The organism is Dickeya fangzhongdai, from assembly GCF_002812485.1.
Taxonomy (GTDB): Bacteria; Pseudomonadota; Gammaproteobacteria; order Enterobacterales; family Enterobacteriaceae; genus Dickeya; species Dickeya fangzhongdai.
Genome location: NZ_CP025003.1, coordinates 4,466,083 through 4,484,305, shown reverse-complemented (window position 1 = coordinate 4,484,305; position 18,223 = coordinate 4,466,083). Strand labels below are relative to the sequence as shown.

Below are 18,223 nucleotides of genomic sequence, written 5' to 3'. Positions count from 1 at the left end.
TCCTCTCATTCTCTCCCGTCAGGCGCCTCATGGCGCCTTTTCTTTTTCCTGCTCAAGCGAAGCGGGTACGTCTCCGATTTCCTTTTCTTACTGCTCATGGAATGCATTTCTCTATTGCGTATAACTTTAATTTTAAATTAATCATATGCTTGAATTGAATTTAAATTAAAAATGGAAATTGTTTTTGATTTTTAATTTTATTGAATTAGGCTTAGTTCTGTTGGCTGAAAAATGTTCGGAATGAGTTCGCAGATTGAACAGCCGATAAGGCGAGGACAACGGAATAGGAACGACGACATGACACAACAGACGATAAGCAGGGAACTGGTGTTCACCACCGCATTTGGTGAGGCAGAACGACAGATTCTGACGGCTGAGGCGGTGGATTTCCTCACCGCGTTGGTCAGCCGGTTCACTCCGCAGCGCAACCGTTTACTGGCTGAGCGCCAGGCGGTGCAGGCAAGAATTGATAACGGTGAATTACCTGGTTTTATTTCGGAAATGGATTCCATAAGGAAATCCGACTGGAAGATTCGTGGTATTCCTGCTGACCTGCTGGATCGCCGGGTAGAGATTACCGGCCCGGTGGAACGAAAAATGGTGATTAACGCCCTGAATGCCAACGTGAAAGTCTTTATGGCGGACTTTGAAGATTCGCTGGCGCCCAGTTGGCCGAAAGTGATTGAAGGGCAAATCAACTTGCGGGATGCGGTGCGCGGCGCCATCACCTACACCAGCGAGGCGGGAAAGATTTATCAGCTCAAGCCTGACCCGGCGGTGCTGATTTGTCGGGTGCGTGGCCTGCACCTGCCGGAAAAACACGTGTTGTGGAATGATGAACCCATCCCCGGCAGTCTGTTCGATTTTGCGCTCTATTTTTTCCATAACTACCGCCAGTTGCTGGCAAAAGGCAGCGGCCCCTATTTCTACCTGCCGAAAACCCAATCCTGGCAGGAGGCCGCCTGGTGGAGCGAGGTGTTCAGCTATACCGAAGAACGCTTTGGCCTGACGCGCGGCACTATCAAAGCCACCATCTTGATTGAAACCCTGCCTGCCGTGTTCCAGATGGACGAAATTCTCTATCACCTGCGCGACCACATTGTCGGGCTGAACTGCGGCCGTTGGGACTACATTTTCAGCTACATCAAGACGTTGAAAAATCATCCGGACCGGGTATTGCCGGACCGGCAATCAGTCACGATGGACAAACCGTTCCTGAACGCTTACTCGCGTTTGCTGATCAAAACCTGTCACCGGCGCGGCGCGTTTGCGATGGGTGGGATGGCCGCGTTCATTCCCAGCAAAGACGCGGAGCGCAACGCCTGGGTGCAGGAAAAAGTCAGGCAGGACAAGGAGCTGGAGGCTCGTAATGGTCATGACGGCACCTGGATCGCCCATCCCGGTCTGGCCGACACGGTGATGCCGGTATTCGATCGCCTGCTGGGCGATCGTCACAATCAACTGGATGTGCTGCGTGAAGACGATGCGCCGGTGACCGCCGATGAACTGCTGGCGCCCTGTCCGGGAGAGCGTACCGAGGCCGGCATGCGCGCCAATATCCGCGTCGCGGTGCAATACATCGAAGCCTGGATTTCCGGCAACGGCTGTGTGCCGATTTACGGGCTGATGGAGGATGCCGCCACCGCCGAGATCTCCCGTACCTCCATCTGGCAGTGGATTCACCACGGCAAAACCCTCAGTGACGGCAGGGTGGTGACCAAGTCGTTGTTTCGCCAGATGCTGGCGGAAGAGATGCAGGTTATCCGCGGCGAGCTGGGCGACGCCCGTTTCGACGACGGCCGTTTCGATGACGCCGCCCGTTTGATGGAACGCATCACCACGCAGGACGCGTTAATCGATTTTCTCACCTTACCCGGTTACGACTTACTTGATTAATCCTGTTTAAAAAAGGAATCGCTATGAGCACCTCTCGTACCCAACAAATCGAGCAACTGGAACAAGAGTGGAACACGCCGCGCTGGAAAGGCATTACCCGCCCGTACCGCGCCGAGGATGTGGTGAATCTGCGCGGGTCGGTGAACCCCGCCTGTACGCTGGCGCAACTGGGCGCGGAAAAGATGTGGAAGCTGTTGAACGGTAAGTCGCGTAAAGGCTACGTCAACTGCCTCGGCGCGTTGACCGGCGGGCAGGCGTTGCAGCAGGCGAAAGCCGGGCTGGAGGCGATATATCTGTCCGGCTGGCAGGTGGCGGCGGATGCCAACCTGGCCGCCAGCATGTACCCGGACCAGTCGCTCTACCCGTCCAACTCGGTGCCGTCGGTGGTGCAGCGTATCAACAACACCTTCCGGCGCGCGGATCAAATCCAGTGGGCCAACGGCATCGGGCAGGATGACCCGCGTTATACCGATTACTTTTTGCCGATCGTCGCCGATGCGGAAGCCGGTTTTGGCGGGGTGCTGAATGCGTTTGAACTGATGAAATCGATGATTGAAGCGGGCGCCGCCGCGGTCCATTTTGAAGACCAACTGGCGTCGGTGAAGAAGTGCGGCCATATGGGCGGCAAGGTGCTGGTGCCGACGCAGGAAGCGGTGCAGAAACTGGTGGCGGCCCGGCTGGCGGCGGATGTACTGGGCGTGCCGACATTGCTGGTGGCGCGTACCGACGCCGACGCGGCCGATTTGCTGACCTCGGATTGTGATGATTACGACCGGGACTTCGTCACCGGCGAACGCACGGTGGAAGGGTTTTACCGCACCCGCGCCGGGGTGGAGCAGGCGATCAGCCGCGGGCTGGCGTATGCCCCTTACGCCGACCTGGTGTGGTGTGAAACCTCAACGCCCGACCTGGCGCTGGCGCGGCGTTTCGCCGAGGCGATTCACACCCGTTTCTCCGGCAAACTGCTGGCCTACAACTGTTCGCCGTCGTTCAACTGGAAGAAGAATCTGGACGATCGCACCATCGCCCGTTTTCAGGATGAACTGTCGGAGATGGGCTACAAATACCAGTTCATCACGCTGGCGGGTATCCATAGCATGTGGTTCAACATGTTCGACCTGGCGCATGCCTATGCGCAGGGCGAAGGCATGAAGCACTACGTGGAGAAAGTACAGCAGCCGGAATTTGCGGCCATTAAACAAGGGTACACCTTCTCGTCTCACCAGCAGGAAGTGGGCACCGGTTATTTCGACAAGGTGACCACCCTGATTCAGGGCGGCGCGTCGTCCGTCACCGCGCTGACCGGTTCGACGGAAGAACAGCAGTTCTGAACCGGAAGATCGCACCATTGCGGCCAGCCTGATGCTGGCCGCGTGTCGTTACATCGATGGCGTCAGAGGAGAGGTGGATGAGTCGAGGTCGGGAACAACTGGTGGCGCAGACCATTCTGCAAGGGTTCGATGCGCAGTATGGCCGGTTTCTGGAAGTGACTGCCGGCGCACAGCAGCGCTTCGAGCAGGCGGACTGGCATGCGGTGCAGCAGGCGATGAAGCAGCGTATCCAGCTCTATGACCATCATGTCGGGCTGGTGGTGGAGCAACTGGGCTGCATCACCGACCGGCAGTGTTACGACGCGGCGTTCGTCGCGCGGGTCAAACAGATTTATACCGCGCTGTTGCCGGACTATCCGCGCTTCGAAATCGCGGAGAGCTTTTTCAACTCAGTGTATTGCCGGCTGTTTCATCACCGTGAACTGACGCCGGACAAACTGTTCGTGTTCAGTTCGCAGCCGGCACGGCGTTTTCAGGAAATTCCGCGTCCGCTGGCTCGTACTTACCAGCCCGACAACGGCTGGCCCGCGATGCTGGAAGCGGTGCTGACCGCTTTGCCGCTGCGATTGCAGTGGGAAGACCTGACGCGAGACATCGGCTATGTGGTGCGGTCGCTGCGGGAAGCGTTCCCGGCGGCGTCGCTGGCAAACGCTTCGCTACAGGTGGCGAACGAGCTGTTTTACCGCAACAAAGCGGCCTGGCTGGTGGGGAAACTGCGTTTGCCGGGCGGCGTGTTTCCGTTTTTGCTGCCGATTCACCACAACGAACGCGGCGCGCTGTTTATCGATACCTGCCTGACCCGCCATGCGGACGCCAGTATTGTGTTTGGTTTCGCCCGTTCCTACTTTATGGTTTACGCACCGCTGCCGTCGGCGCTGGTGGCCTGGCTGCGGGAGATTTTGCCGGGTAAAACCACCGCGGAGTTGTATCTGGCGATCGGCTGTCAGAAACACAGCAAGACCGAATATTACCGCGAGTACCTCGATTTCATCGCCAGTACGCAGGAGCCGTTCATTACCGCGCCGGGGGTAAAAGGAATGGTGATGCTGGTGTTCACGCTGCCGACTTTCGACCGGGTGTTCAAGGTGATCAAAGATCGGTTTGCGCCGCAAAAAGAGGTCAGCGAAGCGCGGGTGCGGGAGTGTTACCGGCTGGTGAAGGAACACGACCGCGTCGGACGTATGGCGGACACTCAGGAGTATGAAAATTTCGTGCTGGAGAAAGCGCGCATCAGCCCGGAACTGCTGGCGGAATTATGGCGGGAAGTGCCGGACAAACTGGAAGACCTGGGCGACCGGCTGGTGATTCGCCATCTGTACATGGAGCGTCGCATGACGCCGCTGAATCTCTACCTGGAACAGGTCAACGGTCAGGCGCTGCGCGATGTGATTGAGGAGTACGGCAACGCCATCCGGCAACTGGCGGCGGCCAATATCTTTCCCGGCGATATGCTGTTCAAGAACTTCGGCGTCACCCGCCACGGCCGGGTAGTGTTTTATGACTACGACGAAATCTGCTACATGACCGAGGTGAATTTCCGCGACATTCCGCCGCCCCGCGATCCGGCGGACGAACTGGCGGCCGAACCCTGGTACAGCGTCGGGCCGAATGATGTGTTTCCGGAAGAGTTTCGCCAGTTTCTGTGCAGCGATCGCCGCTTGCTGCCGCTGTTTGAAGAGCTGCACGGCGATCTGTTTCGGGCTGAATACTGGCGGGCGTTGCAGCAGCGGATTCGCGACGGTCACATCGAAGATGTCTACGCTTACCGGCGCAGAAAACGCTTCAGCTTACGTTATGCCGACCCGGTAACGTCAGCGGACGCGCTGACGTTATAACGCCGGTCAGCGCGCGCCGCCGTACTGATAGGTGATCTCTTTCGCCGCCTTGATCACCAGCGCGCCCAGTTCGGTGATGCGATCATCGGTGATGCGGGAGACCGGCCCGGAAATGGAGATAGCGGCAAACGCTTCGTGGTGTTCGTCGAGAATGCAGGCGGCGACACAGCGCAAGCCCAGCGCGTGTTCCTCATCGTCCAGCGCGTAGCCCTGCCGGCGAATGCTGGTCAGGTTCTCCTTCAGCGTCTGGGCGCTGAGGGTGTGCGGGGTATAGCTGTGCAGCCCTTTGCGGTGCAGCAACTGGGTGATTTTGTCGTCCGGCAGCATGGCGAGGAACGCTTTGCCGGCGCCGGACGCGTGCATCGGCAGTTTGCCGCCGATCGGCGCGGACATGCGCATCAGCGCGGTACACTGCACCTGATCGATGATAATGGCCTGATAATCACTCTGATCCAGCACCGCCAGATTCACCGTTTCACCAGAACTCTCCATCAACTGACGCAACATCGGGTGCACCAGACTGAGCAGATTACGGCTTTGCAGAAAGCTGCTGCCGACGATAAACGCATGGGTACCGATGGTCCACAATCCCAAATCGCCGACCTGGCGCACAAATCCCTGCTGCTGCATGGTGGTCAACAACCGATGGGTCGTGGAGTTGGGCAGGCCCGCCTGCTGGGCCAGATCGGTCAGCGCGATGCTGCCGTTGGCTTTGGCGATGTATTCCAGCAGCGTCAGACCGCGGGTCAACGACTGCACCTGTCCGGCAGGTTGAGCGGGGCTGGCGGCGGCAGCGCGGGGTTTCTTGCCGCGTTTGGCGGGTTCGGGTGGCGTCATCGTCGATTTCCTTTTTCATATCATGGAATCGATTTTCGTTTTTTTAGCGCAGAATGCAACCGTCTTGTCAGGCGGTATTATCAACCGCGTACTGCGCTGGCGCGGCGGGCTGTTGTGCTAGGATAAAGGTTCGCACAGACGAGGGTGATAACGAGAATAAAATGATGGCAAATCGGTTACAGGCATTACAGCAGCAGCTGGCGCAACGCATTATGATTCTGGACGGCGGCATGGGCACCATGATCCAGAGCTACCGCCTGCAGGAAGAAGATTACCGCGGCGAACGTTTTGCCGACTGGCAGTGCGACCTGAAAGGCAATAACGACTTGCTGGTGCTGAGTAAACCGGAGGTGATCACCGCCATTCATAACGATTATCTGGCGGCGGGCGCGGATATTCTGGAAACCAACACCTTCAACGCCACCCGCATCGCTATGGCTGACTACGAGATGGAAGCGCTGTCGGCGGAAATCAATACCGTCGCCGCCCGGCTGGCGCGGGCCTGTGCCGACGAGTGGATGGCGCGTACGCCGGAGCGCCCGCGCTATGTCGCCGGGGTGCTGGGGCCGACCAACCGCACCGCGTCGATCTCGCCGGACGTCAATGACCCGGCGTACCGTAATGTTAGCTTCGACCAACTGGTGGAAGCATACCGCGAATCGACCCGCGCGCTGGTTGAAGGCGGCGTTGATATCATCCTGATCGAAACCATTTTCGACACCCTGAACGCCAAAGCCGCCATTTTTGCGGTAGAAACCGAATTCGAAGCGCTGGGCGTCACGCTGCCGGTGATGATCTCCGGCACCATTACCGATGCCTCCGGCCGTACTCTGTCCGGCCAGACTACCGAAGCGTTTTATAACTCGCTACGTCACGCCCGGCCGCTGTCGTTCGGTCTTAACTGTGCGCTGGGGCCGGACGAACTGCGTCAGTACGTGGCGGAACTGTCGCGCATCGCCGAGTGCTATGTGACCGCACACCCCAACGCCGGGTTGCCGAATGCCTTCGGCGAATACGATCTGGATGCGGACGAGATGGCGCGCCAGATTGGCGAGTGGGCGCAGTCCGGCTTCCTGAACATTATCGGCGGATGCTGCGGCACCACGCCTGAGCATATCGCCGCGATGGTTAAGGCCGTCGACGGCGTGGCGCCGCGCGCGTTGCCGACGCTGCCGGTGGCCTGCCGCCTGTCCGGGCTGGAGCCGCTGAACATCGGCGACGACACGCTGTTCGTTAACGTCGGCGAACGCACCAACGTCACCGGTTCCGCCAAATTTAAGCGTCTGATCAAAGAAGAAAAGTACAACGAGGCGTTGGACGTAGCGCGTCAACAGGTAGAAAGCGGCGCGCAGATCATCGACATCAACATGGACGAGGGCATGCTCAACGCCGAAGCGGCGATGGTGCGTTTCCTCAACCTGATCGCCGGCGAGCCGGATATCGCCCGGGTGCCGATCATGATCGACTCCTCCAAGTGGGACGTGGTGGAAGCCGGGCTGAAGTGTATTCAGGGCAAGGGCATCGTCAACTCGATTTCGATGAAAGAAGGCGTGGAGGCCTTTGTGCATCACGCCCGGCTGGTGCGCCGTTACGGCGCCGCCGTGGTGGTGATGGCGTTTGATGAAGTGGGGCAGGCGGATACCCGCGCGCGCAAGATTGAGATTTGCCGCCGCGCCTACCAGATCCTGACCGAAGAAGTCGGTTTCCCGCCGGAAGACATCATTTTCGACCCGAACATTTTTGCCGTCGCTACCGGTATTGATGAGCACAACAATTATGCGGTGGACTTTATCGAGGCCTGCGCCGACATCAAAGCACAACTGCCGCATGCGCTGATTTCCGGCGGCGTGTCCAACGTGTCGTTCTCGTTTCGCGGCAACGAGCCGGTACGCGAGGCGATTCATGCCGTGTTCCTGTATTACGCCATCCGCAACGGCATGGACATGGGCATCGTCAACGCCGGTCAGCTGGCGATCTACGATGATTTACCCGCCGAGCTGCGCGACGCGGTGGAAGACGTGATTCTCAACCGGCGCGACGACGGCACCGAACGGCTGCTGGCGGTTGCCGAGAAATACCGCGGTAGTAAGTCCGACGACGACAGCAACAAAGGCGAGGCCGAATGGCGCGGCTGGCCGGTGAGAAAACGGCTGGAATACGCGCTGGTCAAAGGCATCACCGAGTTTATCGAGCAGGACACCGAAGAGGCGCGGGCGCAGTCGACTCGCCCTATCGAAGTGATCGAGGGGCCGCTGATGGACGGCATGAACGTGGTCGGCGACCTGTTCGGCGCCGGCAAAATGTTCCTGCCGCAGGTGGTGAAGTCGGCGCGAGTGATGAAACAGGCGGTGGCGTATCTGGAACCGTTCATTCAGGCCAGCAAAGAGCAGGGCTCCAGCGCCGGCAAGATCCTGCTGGCGACGGTGAAGGGCGACGTACACGACATCGGCAAGAACATCGTCGGCGTGGTATTGCAGTGCAACAACTATGAAATTATCGATCTGGGCGTGATGGTGCCGACCGACAAGATCCTCAAGACCGCGCGCGAGGAGAACGTCGATATCATCGGCCTGTCGGGGCTGATTACCCCGTCGCTGGATGAAATGGTCAACGTCGCCAAAGAGATGGAGCGCCAGGGCTTTACGCTGCCGTTGCTGATCGGCGGCGCCACCACTTCCAAGGCGCACACCGCGGTGAAGATCGAACAGAACTACAGCGGCCCGACGGTATACGTGCAGAATGCGTCGCGCTCGGTGGGCGTGGTGTCGGCGCTGCTGTCGGACAGCCAGCGCGACGACTTTGTGGCGCGCATTCGTAAGGAATACGAAACGGTGCGCATTCAGCATGGTCGCAAAAAACCGCGCACGCCGCCGGTGGCGTTGGGCGTGGCGCGCGACAACGCCATGCCGATCGACTGGGAAAGCTATACGCCGCCGGTGGCGCATCGCCTCGGCGTACAGCCGGTTTCCGCCGGCATCGAGACATTGCGTAACTACATCGACTGGACGCCATTCTTTATGACCTGGTCGCTGGCGGGCAAATACCCCAACATTCTTGAAGATGAAGTGGTGGGTGAGGAGGCCAAACGCCTGTTTGCCGACGCCAACGCCATGCTGGATACCCTGTCGGCCAGCGGCACCTTGAACCCGCGCGGGGTGGTGGGGCTGTTCCCGGCCAACCGGGTGGGCGATGACATCGAAATCTATACCGACGAGCGTCGTACCGAGGTGCTGGTCGTCAGCCATCATCTGCGCCAGCAAACCGAAAAGACCGATTTTCCCAACTACTGTCTGGCGGATTTTGTCGCGCCGAAAACCAGCGGCAAACCGGATTATTTCGGCGCGTTCGCGGTGACCGGCGGGTTGGAAGAAGACGAGCTGGCGACGCAGTGGGAAGCGCAGCACGACGACTACAACAAGATCATGCTCAAAGCGCTGGCGGACCGGCTGGCGGAAGCGTTCGCCGAATACCTGCACGAGCGGGTGCGCAAGGTCCACTGGGGCTATGCGCCGAACGAGAACCTCGGCAATGACGAGCTGATCCGCGAGAACTATCAGGGCATCCGACCGGCGCCGGGCTACCCGGCCTGTCCGGACCACACCGAAAAAGCGACCATCTGGCAACTGCTGGACGTGGACAATACCGTCGGCATGAAACTCACCGAGTCCTACGCCATGTGGCCGGGCGCGTCGGTGTCCGGCTGGTACTTCAGCCACCCGGACAGCAAGTATTTCGCCGTGGCGCAAATTCAGCGCGACCAGGTGGAAGACTACGCCGCTCGTAAATCGTTGCCGATCGACGAGGTGGAGCGCTGGCTGGCGCCGAATCTGGGGTATGATGCGGATTGATATAAAAGTTATTCATGAAACGGAATAAGGTGGTGAGATGATCCATGAACTTAGCCTTGCCAATGTTGGGCCCGCCAGCACCATGCATCTCACATTTGGCAATCGGCTCAACCTGTTAACCGGCGATAATGGTCTGGGAAAGAGTTTTTTACTGGATATTATTTGGTGGGCGCTGACTCGCCGATGGCCCGCAGAGGTGAATCCTAAACTGGCCGCTGGCAAAAAAGCGCTCCCTGCGTTCGGCCTGGCAGGTGAAGAGGCAAGTATTGCTTTTTCATTTGCCGGTAAGGTCAAGACTGAACGTTATGAAAGCCATTACGAGAGTACCTATGCCCGACGTGAGCAGAGCTGGACTGGCCGTGCCGGTCGGCCGACCAACCCTGGACTGGTGCTGTATGCGATGGCGGATGGCAGCTTTGCGGTGTGGGATCCGCACCGTAATTACTGGCGCACGCAGGATGGCATTGATGTGCAGGAGCGGGTTCCGGCCTATGTGTTAAACCCGACTGAAGTGTGGGATGGTTTGCCGGGTGACGAACGCTCCTGGCTCTGTAACGGGTTGATCCGTGATATTGCCAGTTGGCAAAAAGAGAAAGGCGCGGCGTTCAAACATCTTAATGCCGTGCTGAAGGTGCTTTCCCCCTCGATAACCGAAGTGCTCTCGCTGGGGGAACTGACCCGCATCAGTCTGGATGACGTACGTGAAATACCGACCCTCAGGATGCCTTACCAAAAAGATGTGCCTGTGCTCCATGCGTCTTCGGGAATGCGGCGTATTCTGGCGCTGGCTTATTTTTTGGTATGGGCCTGGGAGGAACACCAGCGAGCCGCCAGTATTGTGGGGGAAGACGTCAGCCCTCAGATTACGTTCCTGATTGATGAAGTTGAGTCTCATCTTCATCCCAGTTGGCAGCGCAGTATTGTTCCCGCTTTGCTGAAAGTGATGGGAAAGCTGAACGCCAAAGCACAGGTGCAGTTGATCACTACCACGCATTCTCCGCTGGTGATGACCTCGGTAGAGCCATTATTTGATGGCTCACGAGATGCATGGTTTGATCTGGATTTTCTAAATGGTGCGGTGGTGCTGGAGCGGCGTGAATTTGAAAAACACGGTGATGTGACCAACTGGCTGACGAGCGAGGCGTTCGATTTAAAAAGTGGCAGACCGCTGGAGTATGAGCGACTGGTTGAGGACGCGGCAAAGCTGCTGAATAAGTCTGATGCATCGGAAAAGGAGCTGGACGCGATGTATCAGCAGTTGCTGGCGGCTCTCGATGTTAAAGATGAGTTCCTGTTTCGCTGGCGGTTTATCCGTGGAAAAAAAGCAAACCCGGAGCAAAATAATAAGAAGATAAAAAAAGGACGCAAAGATGATTCCGGTGGTGTTACAGGCGGAGCCTGATGATTTTGATGTCGAGGTGCGTCAGAGAGGGCATAACTGGTTGAGTAAAAAGGGTATTGCTCTTAATGCACCACCGCCGAAGGCTTCGGATTTACCGAACTATTGGACGCACAGCAATTATTCGCTTTGGGAATCTTATTGCGGTGTCTGCGCCTATCTGGCGATTTATTTTGAGTGGGTGACAGGGGCATCTTCTACCGACCATTTCGTCGCTAAATCCCATAATGCCGGTGACGCCTATGAATGGAACAATTATCGCCTAAGTTCATTGGGGCCAAATCGTAACAAGAATGACTTCGATGACGTCTTGGATCCAATCAGTTTGCAGCCGGATACCTTTGTAATTAATTTCCTGTCGGGTGAGATTAGCCCTAATTATGCGTTATATCCTAACGGTTCGCCGTATGCCACGCAGGCAGAATCGACAATATCCCGGCTTAGGCTCGATAGTCAGGAGCATCGACGGATGCGTACACGCCATTTTGAGAAATATATCAACGGGGATTGGTCGCTTAATAGCCTGAAAGATGACTCCCCTTTCGTGTATGCCGAGATTGTGCGCCAGGGGCTGACTCGTTAATCATCGCCAGCCTGTCATATTCGTTTCGAGTCATCAGAGGCTAAAAAAACACAGGCCGGGTTACCCCGGCCTGTGTTTTTTTGATGCCTGCTTGGCTTAGTAAAGCCCGATCACCTTCCACCACAATAGACCGGCGGACATGAAGATCGCCTGATTGATCAGGCTGATGACAAAGCCGGTACGCCACCAGACGGCGGTGGGCACGTAGCCGGCGCCGAACAGAATCGGGCCGCGGGCGTGGGTGTACTGGGTCAGCGAGCAGTACAGGCTGCTGGTGAACGCCAGCATCAGCGCCATCGGCGCCGCCGGGATGTGCAGGTTAATGCCCACGCCGAGGAACACCGCGTACAACGCCGCGATTTGGGCGTTGCCGCTGGCGAAGAAGTAATGGGTGTAGAAGTAGGCGGCGTTGAGCAACAGCAACACCAGTACCCAACTGGTGTCCTGCATCAGGTGACCGATGCTGCTGCCGATCAGGTCGCCAAACCAGGTAGTGAAACCCAGTTTCTTCAACTGGTTAGCCATCATCAGCAGCGCGGCGAACCAGATCAGCGTATCCCATGCGCCTTTCTCGCTCTTGATGTCTTCCCAGCTTAATACGCCGGTCAGCAGCAGGAAGGAGAGGCCGACAAAAGAGGCGGTGGTGGCGTCGATGCCCAGCAGATCGCCGAAAATCCACAGCACCAGCAGAATTACCACGGTGGCCGCCATCAGCCATTCGCCGCGCGACATGCGCCCCATTTTTTCCAGTTCGGTGATCGCCAGTTTCGGCGCGTCCGGCGTATGACGGATTTCTGGTTTCGCCAGCATATAAACGCACAGCGGCACCAGCAGTAGAGAAATCACGCAAGGTACGACCGCTGCGACAAACCAACTGCCCCAGGTGATGGTGACGCCGGCGTTGGCCGCCAGTTTCACCGCCAGCAGGTTACCGGTGTAGCCGGTCATGAACAGTGCGGCGGTGACGTCGTTGACGTTGCCGATACAGGTCACCAGAAAGGTGCCGATCTTGCTGCGGGAGGCGTCTTCCGGTTTGGAGTCGAAGCTGCGCGCCAGCGAGTCGGCAATCGGGTAAATCACCCCGCCGCAGCGGGCGGTGTTGCTGGGCATGGCGGGCGACAGCACCAGGTCGGCGAACGCCAGACCGTAAGCCAGCCCTAGCGTGCGTTTACCCAACAGGCGGATCATTTGTAAGGCGATGCGACGGCCCAACCCGGTTTTGATAAAACCGCGGGCAATCATGAATGCTACTACAATCAACCAGATCAGCGAACTGTTGAGGTCGCTCAACGCGGTCTGGATGGAGGCGCTGGCGCTGGTGTCGCCGGCGGCGTAGGTGAGGGCGAACAGCGTAATGCTGATGATACCGATGGCGCCGATCGGCAGCACGTTCGCCACGATGCTGATGATGGTGGCGACGAACAGTACGGCGGAGTGCCAGGCGGCGGGTTTCAGCCCGGATGGGGGCGTCAGTTGCCAGAAAAAGGCGGCCACAATCATGATGATAAGCAGCGCCAGCCAGTTCAGGCCATATGCGGTTTTTGTCTTCATCCGTATATCCTTAGCTCAGGTCTGAAGAGGATGCCGTCGCCGGTGTCGGGCGAAGCGGCTGATGGAAGAAGCATAACGCCAGAAACGTGCCGCGTGGGGGGAAATACGCCCTGTTATTGATTTAGGCCGTGATTTTAAAAAAATTACGCTTATTTACACCCGTTGACCCACTCAAGAACGGATAAGATGTCAGTAAGATGTCAGAATTAAGACCGGGCGCAAGTGGGTAGTACACCGGGCTTGTGGGCGGGAATGCCATTTTTTTCCATAACTATTTTGACTAAGGGAGGCCCAGTTCCGTGTTGACGCTGCTGCATTTATTGTCCGCCATCGCGCTGCTGGTCTGGGGGACGCATATTGTTCGTACCGGGATTATGCGGGTGTACGGCGCCCGTCTGCGGCGAACGATCAGCGATAGCGTAAGCCGTAAGCCGCTGGCCTTTCTCGCCGGCATCGGTGTGACCGCGCTGGTGCAGAGCAGCAACGCCACCGCGCTGCTCACGATCTCTTTTGTCTCGCAAGGGTTGATTGCGCTGGCGCCGGCGCTGGTGATTATCCTGGGCGCGGATGTCGGCACCGCGCTGATGGTGCGAGTCCTGACGTTTGATCTCTCCTGGCTGTCGCCGTTACTGATTTTCCTCGGGGTTATCTTTTTCCTCAGTTGCAAGCAGACCCGCGTCGGACAGTTGGGGCGGATTGCCATCGGTCTGGGGCTGATTCTGCTGGCGCTGGAATTGATTGTGGAATCGGCGACGCCGATCACCCAGACCGCCGGGGTTAAGGTGCTGTTTTCCTCGCTGACTGGCGATGTGATGCTGGATGCGCTGGTCGGGGCGGTGTTCGCCATTGTGAGTTATTCCAGCCTGGCGGCGGTGCTGCTGACCGCCACCCTGACCGCCAGCCATGTGATTTCCCTGGATGTGGCGTTGTGTCTGGTGATCGGTGCCAATCTGGGCAGCGGCATTCTGGCGCTGGCGAACGCCAGCGCACAAGGCCCGGCGGCGCGGCAGGTGGCGCTGGGGAGCATGTTCTTCAAACTGATTGGCTGTATGCCGGCGCTGCCGGCGATAGGTTATCTGGCGGATTGGATGGAGGCGGTGCCGTTGCCGGATGAGGAACGGGTGATTTATTTCCACCTGTTTTACAACCTGGCGCGCTGTCTGCTGTTGTTGCCATTTGCCGGACGAATGGCGGAGCTGTGCGGCAATCTGGTGCGGGTTGAACCGGATCTCGATCCGCGGTTGCGACCCCGCCATCTGGATGTCAGCGCGTTGGATACACCGACGCTGGCGCTGGCTAACGCGGCGCGGGAGACGCTGCGCATCGGCGATGTGATCGAACAGATGCTGAAAATGTTTCAGGGCGCGCTGCGGGGTGACCGCCAGCAGGTGCGAGAGATCCGTAGACTGGATGACGACGTGGACGTGCTCTACAACGCCATCAAGCTCTATCTGGCGCAGATTGAAAAGGCCGGGTTGCATGAACGTGATTCCCGGCGCTGGGCGGAGGTGATTGAGATGGCGCTCAATCTGGAACAGGCCGGCGATATTATCGAGCGGGTGGTTTGCGATCTTGACGCGCATGCGCCAGATGGGCTGCGCGGTTTTTCGACCGCCGGGCGCGACGAGCTTAATGCATTGTACGAACAACTGTTGAACAACCTGCGACTGGGAATGTCGGTGTTCCTGTCGTCGGATGTGACCAGCGCCAGACGGCTGCGCCGCGCCAAACACCGTTTTCGTATTCTGAACCGGCGCTACTCCCACGCGCATGTCGACAGGTTGCATCATCAGAATGTGCAGAGTCTGGAAACCAGTTCGCTGCATCTCGGGTTGCTGGGCGATATGAACCGACTGAATTCGTTGTTTTGCGCGGTCGCCTACAACGTGCTGATGGTGACGGAAGAAGAAGACGAAGGGAGGGAAGAGTCCTCGGTTTCCATGTAAGCCATGCTAAGAGCCGGGCGGCGGCGATGTGTTTCGCTGCTGCCCGGCGGTCCATGCCTACATGTCCGTTCGCTGTTCGATCACGCCGTACCAGCCCAGGCCCTGATAGCTTTCGTAACCCGGCGTCAGCGCGAAAGACAGGGTTCGGCCGTCGGTTTTATAGTACCCGGCCGCCTTTCCTTCAGTCCGTAACGGAAAGTGTTCTCCCAGCGGGGTCGCGTCATCGGAACTGGCGATGACGCGCGATGCGGAATCCACAATCAGACAGCGCGTATGCCGCCACTCCTGAGCCGTCAGGCGCACATTTCGAACCACCGTCGCGGCCTGCGGCGCCCAGTCGAAGAAAATCAGCAATACGCCAACCGGGCGGCCATGCTCGTCGCCGTTCTCACGAATCGCCGTGGCGTAGGTCGCTACCGCCGCATTACGTAGCAGCGCGATTTTCTGGATATCCGCCGCCGCATAGTCCGTGCCGTTTTTCGTCGCTTTCGCCTGCCGGAAAATAGGCAGGTCGGAGACGTTGCGGCCGGTGACGTCGTAATCCTGCCCGCGTCCGTTCGCCAGTACCGTACCGTTCAGGTCGGTAATCCACAGGTCCAGATAAACGGTATAGCTCGACAGAATGACCGATAGCCGATGCGAAGCGTACTGCTTTTCGGCCTGCCCCGGATGAGCGGCGCAGGCGACCACTGCGGTGTCCGTCGCCCACCAGCGCACGTCGCAGGAGCGCTCGTACAGGTTGCGATCGATGATGTCGATCATGTTCAGCGCCTGATCGACGTGGCGCCCGCTTTCATGCTCGTGCAGCCGGGAAATCATGTTGTCGCCCAGTTCTGTCAGCTTTGACAGCGGTCCCGCCAGTTCCTGATTGAGGTCGGTGGTGATTTGGTTAATCAGCGACGCTACGTGTTTAACCTGGCTGGCGACCACCGCAAATCCTCTTCCCGCCTCTCCGGCGCGTGCCGCCTCAATCAAGGCATTCAGGGCAAGAAATGTGGTTTCCCGGTTGATGTGGTCGATATCGGCAATCTTGTTATTGGCGATTTTTCGTATGTGATGACTGAGCTCTACAATTTCACGAGGATTTGCCATGCGTTCACCGCGCTCCCTTTTCCATCCCGCCTTGATGTTTAAACATCGTGTTTTCCGCTGCGGCAGGCTCTGTCGTTTATCCTTTTTTATTGGCTGGGATCATGGAGGCGGCGGCGCTGGCGGACCGCAGGCATAAAAAAATCCGAAACCCGTCTGGGGTTTCGGATTTGCCTGCCGTGATGGCTTGCGGCCATTTATCTCGCGTTATTCGAACAGATTGCGGTGCAGCGTCTGGACCACCTGTTCGGCATCGCTGGACGGCACCAGGAAGCACAGGTTATGGCTGCTGGCGCCGTAACAGATGAGGCGGATGTTGAATGGTTCCAGCACCCCGAACACCTCTTTACCGACGCCGCAGGCTTGCGACAGCTTGTTGCCGATCAGCGCCACCAGCGACATGTTCTCTTCCACTTCCACCCGGCACAGCGAGGACAGTTCGGTCAGCAGCGCGCTGGACAGCAGGCTGTCGCCGGTCGAGGTAGAGCCGGTGGTGTCCAGCGTCAGCGCCACGTTGACTTCAGAGGTGGTGATCAGGTCCACCGAAATATTGTGGCGGGCCAGAATGCTGAACACTTCCGCCAGAAAACCGCGCGCGTGCAGCATGTTGAGGCTGTGCAGGGTCAGCAGCGTCTGCTTACGGCGCAGCGCCAGCGCGCGGAACAGCGGCGGATTGTCGGTCTTGTTGCATACCAACGTGCCGCCGGCCGCCGGGTCTTTGCTGGAGCCGACGAACACCGGAATGTCGCTGCGCACGGCGGGCAGCAGCGTGGCCGGGTGCAGCACCTTGGCGCCGAAAGTCGCCATTTCGGCCGCTTCTTCAAAGGTAATCTGGTCGATGCGGTGTGCGGACGGCACCACGCGCGGGTCGGTGGTGTAGATGCCGGGAACGTCGGTCCAGATGTCGATGCGGCCGGCGTTCAGCGCTTCGCCCAGCAGGGCGGCGGTGTAATCGCTACCGCCGCGGCCCAGCGTGGTGGTGCGGCCTTTGGCTTCGCTGCCGATGAAGCCCTGGGTGATGACTAGCCCCTGCGCCAGACGCGGCGCAAGCTGGCTGCGGGTCAGTTCGCCCAGCGCGTCGCAGTCTGGTTCGGCGCGGCCGAAGCGGTCGTTGGTGCGCATGATTTTACGCACGTCGAACCATTCGGCGGCGACGTTGCGCTCGCGCAAAATTTCCACAAACAGCAGGGTGGACATCAGTTCGCCGTGGCTGACCAGCTCATCGGTCAGGGCGTTGGACGTCGCCAGCGCCGCCGCTTCCGACAGGCGGGCCACGTTGTCCAGCATGCGGTCGATCTCTTCACGGATGACGGCCGGCTGGCCCAGTCGGTTGAGGATGGCGTGTTGGATCTGGCGGATTTTTTCCAGATGCTCGGTGCGCTCAGCCGGCGGCAAGCCTTCCGCCAGCGCCACCAGCAGGTTGGTCACGCCGGCGGAGGCGGACAGCACCACCACCCGTACCTGCGAGTCGGACAGCACGATGTCGGCGCTGCGGTTCATGGCGTCGAAATCAGCGACGCTGGTGCCGCCGAATTTGGCGATAATCAGTGAGTTCTCAGTGTTAGCAGACATTCAAAAACCTCGTGTCAGGGGCGTCATTGTCGTCGTCGACAACAGCATTCCATCGTTAAGCCTTGGCACAAGGGAAGAGCGGTAAGCAGGGGGCAAGCGTAGGAACTGGCTACGGCACACCCAGAAGCGCTCCACCTTGCTGATCGTTCCGCCTTGCGGAGCGATGCGGGTGACAACCCAGGGGATTCAGCCCCTGCGGTCGACAGCGTAAACACCGTACGTTACGTCTGCCTCGGCGCCGCTCCCCCTCAGGTATCTTCATCGGATACGGTTCCTCCGATACCTTGCCTGGGCGGCGCTCCTCTTCTGGCTTGCGCAACAGGTGCGCAAGTAGGC

11 protein-coding genes and 1 riboswitch are annotated in these 18,223 nt (G+C 58.6%); of the genes, 7 read left to right on the top strand and 4 right to left on the bottom strand.

Annotation, left to right across the window (positions count from 1 at the left end; genetic code table 11):
- Window positions 1–297: 297 nt before the first annotated feature.
- The 3 genes from aceB (at window position 298) to aceK (ending at window position 5,062) form a co-directional block, all read left to right on the top strand.
- Entirely contained in the window at window positions 298–1,896 is a 1,599-nt protein-coding gene (gene aceB / locus CVE23_RS20025; RefSeq protein WP_100850231.1) for a malate synthase A, read from the top strand.
- Window positions 1,897–1,919: 23 nt separating this feature from the next.
- Entirely contained in the window at window positions 1,920–3,227 is a 1,308-nt protein-coding gene (aceA, locus tag CVE23_RS20020; protein WP_100850230.1) for an isocitrate lyase, read from the top strand.
- 77 nt (window positions 3,228–3,304) lie between these two features.
- The gene (aceK, locus tag CVE23_RS20015) at window positions 3,305–5,062 is read left to right on the top strand and encodes a bifunctional isocitrate dehydrogenase kinase/phosphatase (protein ID WP_049854784.1); all 1,758 of its coding nucleotides are present in this window, start codon (window positions 3,305–3,307) and stop codon (window positions 5,060–5,062) included.
- 6 nt (window positions 5,063–5,068) lie between these two features.
- Here the strand turns inward: aceK and iclR are convergent, their stop codons facing one another.
- Window positions 5,069–5,899, bottom strand: coding sequence for a glyoxylate bypass operon transcriptional repressor IclR (gene iclR / locus CVE23_RS20010; protein WP_038665141.1), 831 nt, complete (start codon window positions 5,897–5,899; stop codon window positions 5,069–5,071).
- Between the two features lie 164 nt (window positions 5,900–6,063).
- Between iclR and metH the strand changes: the two genes are divergently transcribed.
- From metH to CVE23_RS19995, 3 genes are read left to right on the top strand one after another with little or no spacing between them, the layout of a single operon-like run.
- Window positions 6,064–9,747: a methionine synthase gene (gene metH, locus CVE23_RS20005; RefSeq protein WP_100850506.1), complete on the top strand. Its 3,684-nt coding sequence runs from the start codon at window positions 6,064–6,066 to the stop codon at window positions 9,745–9,747.
- A 37-nt stretch (window positions 9,748–9,784) separates the two neighbouring features.
- Window positions 9,785–11,149, top strand: coding sequence for an AAA family ATPase (locus CVE23_RS20000; RefSeq protein WP_049854782.1), 1,365 nt, complete (start codon window positions 9,785–9,787; stop codon window positions 11,147–11,149).
- The gene (locus CVE23_RS19995) at window positions 11,118–11,729 is read left to right on the top strand and encodes an HNH endonuclease family protein (protein ID WP_038920383.1); all 612 of its coding nucleotides are present in this window, start codon (window positions 11,118–11,120) and stop codon (window positions 11,727–11,729) included. The genes CVE23_RS20000 and CVE23_RS19995 overlap by 32 nt, the downstream gene beginning before the upstream one ends.
- A gap of 96 nt (window positions 11,730–11,825) precedes the next feature.
- On the opposite strand, the gene CVE23_RS19990 is transcribed toward CVE23_RS19995, so the two are convergent.
- Entirely contained in the window at window positions 11,826–13,280 is a 1,455-nt protein-coding gene (locus CVE23_RS19990) for a DASS family sodium-coupled anion symporter (RefSeq protein ID WP_100850229.1), read from the bottom strand.
- A gap of 299 nt (window positions 13,281–13,579) precedes the next feature.
- On the opposite strand from CVE23_RS19990, the gene CVE23_RS19985 reads away from it, so the two are divergent.
- Window positions 13,580–15,226 carry a Na/Pi cotransporter family protein gene (locus CVE23_RS19985; protein ID WP_038920381.1) on the top strand — a complete coding sequence of 549 codons (1,647 nt, stop codon included), beginning with the start codon at window positions 13,580–13,582 and terminating at the stop codon, window positions 15,224–15,226.
- 57 nt (window positions 15,227–15,283) lie between these two features.
- On the opposite strand, the gene CVE23_RS23185 is transcribed toward CVE23_RS19985, so the two are convergent.
- Window positions 15,284–16,318 (bottom strand): methyl-accepting chemotaxis protein, encoded by a 1,035-nt coding sequence (locus CVE23_RS23185; RefSeq protein ID WP_049854778.1) that lies wholly within the window; start codon window positions 16,316–16,318, stop codon window positions 15,284–15,286.
- 204 nt (window positions 16,319–16,522) lie between these two features.
- A complete protein-coding gene (lysC, locus tag CVE23_RS19975; protein ID WP_100850228.1) occupies window positions 16,523–17,887 on the bottom strand; it encodes a lysine-sensitive aspartokinase 3 in 1,365 nt (454 codons plus the stop codon).
- 116 nt (window positions 17,888–18,003) lie between these two features.
- Window positions 18,004–18,201: riboswitch (Lysine riboswitch) on the bottom strand.
- Window positions 18,202–18,223 lie beyond the last annotated feature (22 nt).